The organism is Kitasatospora humi (genome assembly GCF_020907985.1).
Taxonomy (GTDB): Bacteria; Actinomycetota; Actinomycetes; order Streptomycetales; family Streptomycetaceae; genus Kitasatospora; species Kitasatospora humi.
Genome location: NZ_JAJJPA010000035.1, coordinates 65,074 through 71,130, shown reverse-complemented (window position 1 = coordinate 71,130; position 6,057 = coordinate 65,074). Strand labels below are relative to the sequence as shown.

General features: G+C 70.9%; 4 protein-coding genes. 1 reads left to right on the top strand and 3 read right to left on the bottom strand.

Going from position 1 to position 6,057, the window contains the following annotated elements; genetic code table 11:
* Positions 1-98 precede the first annotated feature (98 nt).
* Together LN042_RS26610 and LN042_RS26605 are read right to left on the bottom strand one after the other, a co-directional pair.
* A complete protein-coding gene (locus LN042_RS26610; protein WP_230053918.1) occupies positions 99-878 on the bottom strand; it encodes an ABC transporter ATP-binding protein in 780 nt (259 codons plus the stop codon).
* A 113-nt stretch (positions 879-991) separates the two neighbouring features.
* Positions 992-3,541, bottom strand: a complete 2,550-nt coding sequence (locus tag LN042_RS26605; RefSeq protein WP_230053916.1) for an ABC transporter permease — start codon at positions 3,539-3,541, stop codon at positions 992-994.
* 753 nt (positions 3,542-4,294) lie between these two features.
* On the opposite strand from LN042_RS26605, the gene LN042_RS26595 reads away from it, so the two are divergent.
* Entirely contained in the window at positions 4,295-4,897 is a 603-nt protein-coding gene (locus LN042_RS26595) for a superoxide dismutase (RefSeq protein WP_230053915.1), read from the top strand.
* Between the two features lie 151 nt (positions 4,898-5,048).
* Here LN042_RS26595 and meaB read toward each other — a convergent pair whose 3' ends face one another.
* Positions 5,049-6,047, bottom strand: a complete 999-nt coding sequence (meaB, locus tag LN042_RS26590; RefSeq protein ID WP_230053914.1) for a methylmalonyl Co-A mutase-associated GTPase MeaB — start codon at positions 6,045-6,047, stop codon at positions 5,049-5,051.
* Positions 6,048-6,057 lie beyond the last annotated feature (10 nt).

Genomic DNA, 6,057 nt, shown 5'->3' with positions numbered 1-6,057 from the left:
CCCCGAGGCCAACCGCTGCATCCGCTACCTCACCAAGTACCTGACCAAGAGCGTCGCCGAGCGAGCACCCGGGCCACACCCTCTCGCGTGCTCCGGGCTCAGCTGGTGCGCTTGCCGTCGAAGCGGCGCATCCGGTCGAGCACGGCATCGGCGGTGGGGCCGTGCATCTCGTCGACGATGCTGCCGTCGGCGAGGAAGAGGACGCGGTCGGCGTAGGCGGCGGCGGACGGGTCGTGGGTCACCATGACGATGGTCTGGGCGAGCTCGTCGACCGAGCGGCGCAGGAAGGTGAGCACCTCGGCGCCGGAGCGGGAGTCCAGGTTTCCGGTCGGCTCGTCACCGAAGATGATCTCGGGGCGGGAAGCGAGGGCGCGGGCCACCGCGACGCGCTGCTGTTGGCCGCCGGAGAGCTGGGTCGGCCGGTGCTTGAGGCGGTCGGCCAGGCCGACGGTGGAGACCACCTGGTCCAGCCAGGCCTGGTCGGGCTTGCGGCCGGCGATGTCCATCGGCAGCGTGATGTTCTCGATGGCGTTCAGGGTGGGCAGCAGGTTGAAGGCCTGGAAGATGAAGCCGATCTTGTCCCGGCGCAGTTGGGTGAGCTGCTTGTCCTTGAGTCCGGTGATCTCGGTGTCGCCGATCCAGATCTGGCCCTCGGTCACGGTGTCCAGGCCGGCGAGGCAGTGCATCAGGGTGGACTTGCCGGACCCGGACGGGCCCATGATCGCGGTGAACCGGCCGCGCTGGATGTCCACATCGACCGCGTTGAGCGCCGTGACCCGGGTCTCGTCCGCGCCGTAGGCCTTGGTGACCTGGCGCGCCGAGGCGGCGTTGGCGGACGGGCTGCCGGGGGCTGCTGACCGCGGGGCCGCGGATGCCATTGTCACTGGATGTCTCCTAGGTCTGTGCTCTGGTGCCCGCCTCGCCGCCCTGGGGGCCGGGGCGGGCACCGGAAGAGGTGTGCTGGTGGACTGGCTGTTCGTCAGGTGTTGGGTCAGGAGGCGTTGATGCTGTCGAGGATGTCCATCCGGGCGGCCTGCCGGGCGGGCCAGAGGCCGGCGATGATGCCCACCGCGCCGGCGATGACCAGGAACAGGAGCAGCTCGCCGAAGGGGAGCACCGTGTTGATGTTGGGCAGCTCCACGACCAGGGCGTTGACCTCCGCCCAGGCCAGGTAGCTGCCGAGGACCATGCCGACCACGGCGCCGAAGACCGAGACGACCGCCGATTCGAGGCGGACCATCTGCCTGATGCCGCCCCGGTGCAGGCCGAGTGCGCGCAGCAGGCCGATCTCGCGCTTGCGCTCGAAGACGGACATCGCCATGGTGTTGACCACGCCCAGGGCGGCGACCAGGACGGACATGCCGAGCATGACGTAGAGCAGGTTCATTGCGGACTTCACGGTGGAGCTGAAGTCGGTTGCCATGGCGTGCTTGTCGCGGACTTCGATCACCGGGCTGTCACCGGTGGTGGTGACGATGGCCTGCTTGAGGGCCTGGCTCGGTCCGTTGGCGCCCTTGACCAGGGCCTGGGTGATGAGCGGCTGCGGGTTGTGCTTGGCGATCACGGAGTTGGCGAGCAGGATCGGGGAGAGCACCTGGTTGTCCTTGAAGACACCGCCGACGGTCAGCGTGGCGGCCGCCCCGTCGGGGTAGCTCACGTTGATGGTCGAGCCGGCGATGAGGCTGTTGTTCTGCGCGAAGGTGGTGTCGACCAGTGCCTGCCCCTGCTTCAGCGTGTCGGCGGAGCCGGCGGTCATGGACGGCTTGACCAGCTGTTCGAAGCTGTCGGCGTCCAGGCCCTCGATGGTGCGCCTGGAGCCGTCCACCGTGGTGTTCATCGAGGTGACCGCGCTGACCGCGGCCACTCCCGGCGCCTTGCCGATGTCCGCGGGAAGCTGGCTGGACAGGCCGTGGCCGTTGGTCATGACGACGGCGAAGTCGGCTTTGACCGCGTCGTTCACGGACCGGGTCACCGCGTCGTTCACGGAGCTGCCGATCACGGTCATCGCGGTGACCAGACTCAGGCCGATGGCGATCGCGCCGGCCGTGGCGGCGGTGCGGCGCGGGCTGCGCACCGCGTTCAGCCGGGCCAGCTTGCCCGGGGTGCCGAACAGTCGGGTCATGGACGGGCCGGCCATGGCGATCGCGGGTCGGGAGAGCAGCGGCAGCAGGATCAGGATCCCGACCGTGACGAACAGCGCGCCCGGCCGCAGGTACTGCTGCTTGGAGTTGTCCGACATCACGCCCAGCAGGATCAGGCCGACGCCGAGGGCGGTGACCAGCGTGCCGATGCTGTTGCGGATCAGCAGGCTCTTCTGGGTCGTCGGCTGGTCGCCGCTGCTCATCGCCGCGACCGGCGCGATCCTGGAGGCCCGGATGGCGGGCAGCAGGGCGGAGCCCATGGTGACCAGCACGCCGACCGCCAGGACGGTGATGGCGGTGCTCGGTGAGACGACCAGCGCGCCGGTGGGCATGCCCCTTGCGATCGACTGCAGGCCCGACTGCAGGCCGGCGCCGACGCCGATGCCGGCCAGCAGGCCGGCCGCCGCGGAGAGTAGGCCGATCACCGCGGCCTCGGCCAGCACCGACTTGGTGACCTGGGCGCGGGCGGCGCCGATCGCGCGCAGCAGCGCCAGCTCCTTGGTCCGCTGCGCGATGAGCATGGTGAAGGTGTTGGCGATGATGAAGATGCCGACGAAGAGCGAGATGGCGGCGAAGGTGAGGAGGATCAACTCGAGGCTGTTGGTGCGCTGGGCGACCATGGTGGCCTGCTCGGCCCGCATCTGGTCGGCGGTCCCGACGATGAAGCGCCTGCTGTCGTCGGGCACCACCTTCGCGACCTGGTCGCGCAGGGCCTGGTCGGAGGTGCCGGGCTTGGCGGTCACCTCGATGCTGCTGTACTGACCGGGCGTCAGCAGCATCTTCTGCGCGGTGGCGGTGTCGAGCAGGGTCAGTGAGCCGCCGCCGGCGACCATTGGGTCCTTCGTGGTGAAGATCCCGGTCAGTACGGTCGGCACGGCCGGACCGTTGACGGCGATCCGCACGGTGTCGCCGATCTGGTAGCCGCCCGACCTGGCGGTCTGCTGGTCGAGGGCGATCTCGCCGGCCGCGCGCGGGCCACGTCCCTGGACCATCGGGTAGCGGGGGTCCGTCCCGGAGGCGTCCGGCACGAAGTTCGCGGCCATGTCGCTCCATGCGGGGCCGATCAGCTTGTTCTGCTTGTCGGTGACGCCGGTGAAGTCGCTGACCACCGCCCGCGTCTTCGCCACCCCGGGAAGTGCCGCGATCTGGGCGACCGTGCTCTCGTTCAGCTCGGCGGTGCTCCGCTGGCCCCGGTAGTCGGAAGCGGACGCCGCCATGTCGGCGACCATCACGGACAGGCCGTCGAAACTCCTTGAGTAGCTGTTCTTGGCGGCCTGGTCGATGGTGTCGGAGAAGACCATGCTACCGGCCACGAAGGCGGTCCCGAGCATGATGGCCAGCGCTGTCATCAGCAATCGGCCCTTGTGGGCCAACAAGTTGCGCAGTGCGTTGCGGTACATGGGATCTCTGTCCTGATCGGGATGGGCGGCTGGGAAGTGGCGCGGAAGGCCGCAGTCCCAGCTTGGACCAAGGACGGTGACAGCGCGTCAGTCCATGGAACGATCGGTGCTGTAGCCGTGCGGCGAGCAGCGGTGGTCCGATCCGTCGCCAGGATGACGTCGCGAGGATGAGACCAGGAGGACGCGGACCTGCTGGGTCGAGCCCGTAGGCCGCGGCCCCGGTGCCCGCCGCCGGCAGGAGCGCGGTGGCGGGGCCGATCCGCGACGGCTCTGCGGGGCGGGGCGGGCTCTTCGGGGGTGTGATGGGACGGGGGAGCGTGCTCCAGCGGGTCCGGGCGGAGGCGGATGCCGCCGGGGGGATCGACTGGGACATCTCCGTCGACTCCACCTCGATCCGCGCGCAGCACCATGCGGCCGGAGCCCGCCACGCGCCGCCGGTCCTCAAAAGGGGGCTCCGCGCACGCCGTCGACCTTCCGGGCGGAGCGCGGTGGGAGTCCGGCCAGGGGACGTGCCGGCCGGCTTGCCGACCCCGCCCGTGCGGCGCGGTGCGGGGTCGGCCTGGGTCCCGGCGGGCGCCGGTTGGGAAGACGATCGCCAGTCAGGAAGGAGCGCCCGCTCGGGGAGTGCTTCCGGTCGGCTGACGGGCCGACCCCGCGTCAGACATGCTGTAGCACTATGGTGGCTATTGCAAGCCATGCGCAATAGTGTGTTCGCCGACGCGACCGTCCCTGCCTGAAAGGAGCCGTGTCCTGATGGGCACTTACACGCTGCCTGACCTGCCGTACGACTACTCCGCCCTGGAACGGGCGATGTCCGCGGAGATCCTGGAGCTGCACCACTCCAAGCACCACGCCGCCTACGTCAAGGGCGCCAACGACACCATCGAGCAGCTCGCCGAGGCCCGCGACAAGGAGCAGTTCGGCGGCCTGGTGGGCCTGCAGAAGACCCTCGCCTTCCACCTGTCCGGCCACGTGCTGCACTCGCTCTTCTGGCAGAACCTCTCCCCGGACGGCGGCGACCGGCCCGACGGCGCGCTCGGCGACGCCATCGAGGAGCACTTCGGCGGCTTCGAGGCCTTCAAGAAGCAGCTCACCGCCGCCACCGTCGGCGTCCAGGGTTCCGGCTGGGGCATCCTCTCCTGGGAGCCGCTCGGCAAGCGCCTGATCGTCGAGCAGGTCTACGACCACCACGGCAACGTCGGCCAGGGCACCACGCCGCTGCTCGCCTTCGACGCCTGGGAGCACGCGTACTACCTGCAGTACCGCAACGTCCGCCCCGACTACGTCACCCGCCTCTGGGACGTCGTCAACTGGTCCGACGTCGCCGCCCGCTTCAGCGCCGCCACGAGCGCCTGAGCAGGCCGGCCCGGCGGTCCGGGAGCCGCGTGCTTCCGGGCCGCCGGGCCGCCGGGCCGCCGGGCCGCCGGGCAGCGGGAGCCCGAAGAGGGCGTGGCGTGCCGGCACCGGCCGAGTGGCACTGTCGCGCGTTCTCACGCGGGACGGGTGGTCAGCCCCCGGCGGCTGCTGTGTGGAAGCCGGCCATGATGAGGTCGGCCGCCGCCGTCGCGGTCAGCGTGCCCTCGCGGACCCGTTGCTCCAGGTCGGGGGCGATCCGGCGGACCTCCGGATGCTCGTGCAGCCGGGAGAGCAGCTGGTCGTGGACCATGGCCCAGGTCCAGGCGACCTGCTGGTCACGGCGCTTGGCGGCGAGTCCACCCGTGGCGTCGAGGATCTCGCGGTGCTGCCGGAGCCGTTCCCACAGCGCTTCGAGGCCGCTGCCGTCCCGGCCGCTGCAGGTGAGCACCGGGGGTGTCCAGGCGGCGTCGGGGGCTTGGAGCAGCCGGAGTGCTCCGGCCAGCTCGCGGGCGGCCGCGCGGGCGTCGGTCTCGTGCGGGCCGTCCGCCTTGTTGACCGCCACCAGGTCGGCGAGTTCCAGGACGCCCTTCTTGATGCCCTGGAGCTGGTCGCCGGTGCGGGCCAGCGTCAGCAGCAGGAAGGAGTCGACCATGCCGGCGACCGTGGTCTCCGACTGCCCGACGCCGACCGTCTCGACCAGGACGATGTCGTAGCCGGCGGCTTCCATCACCACCATGGACTCGCGGGTGGCCCGGGCGACCCCGCCCAGGGTGCCCGAGGTGGGGGAGGGCCGCACGAAGGCGTTCGGGTCGACCGCCAGCCTCTCCATCCGGGTCTTGTCGCCCAGGACGGAGCCGCCGGTGAGGCTGGAGGTGGGGTCCACGGCGAGCACCGCGACGCGGTGGCCGCGCGCGGTGAGCATGGTCCCCAGCGCCTCGATGAAGGTGGACTTGCCGACCCCCGGCACGCCGGTGATCCCGATCCGCACCGCCCGGCCGGTGTGCGGCAGCAGCTCGGCGAGCAGCCGCTGGGCGAGCTCCCGGTGGTCGGGACGGGTGGACTCGACCAGCGTGATGGCCCGCGCGATGTAGGCGCGCGAGCCGTCGAGCACGCCGGCCCGGTACTGCTCCAGGTCGATCGTTCGGGCCATCGGGTCAGCG

Bases quoted from the DNA above. Each gene is read 5' to 3' on its own strand.
- LN042_RS26610 (WP_230053918.1), bottom strand. From the start codon at position 878: ATGGCATCCGCGGCCCCGCGGTCAGCAGCCCCCGGCAGCCCGTCCGCC.
- LN042_RS26605 (WP_230053916.1), bottom strand. From the start codon at position 3,541: ATGTACCGCAACGCACTGCGCAACTTGTTGGCCCACAAGGGCCGATTG.
- LN042_RS26595 (WP_230053915.1), top strand. From the start codon at position 4,295: ATGGGCACTTACACGCTGCCTGACCTGCCGTACGACTACTCCGCCCTG.
- meaB (WP_230053914.1), bottom strand. From the start codon at position 6,047: ATGGCCCGAACGATCGACCTGGAGCAGTACCGGGCCGGCGTGCTCGAC.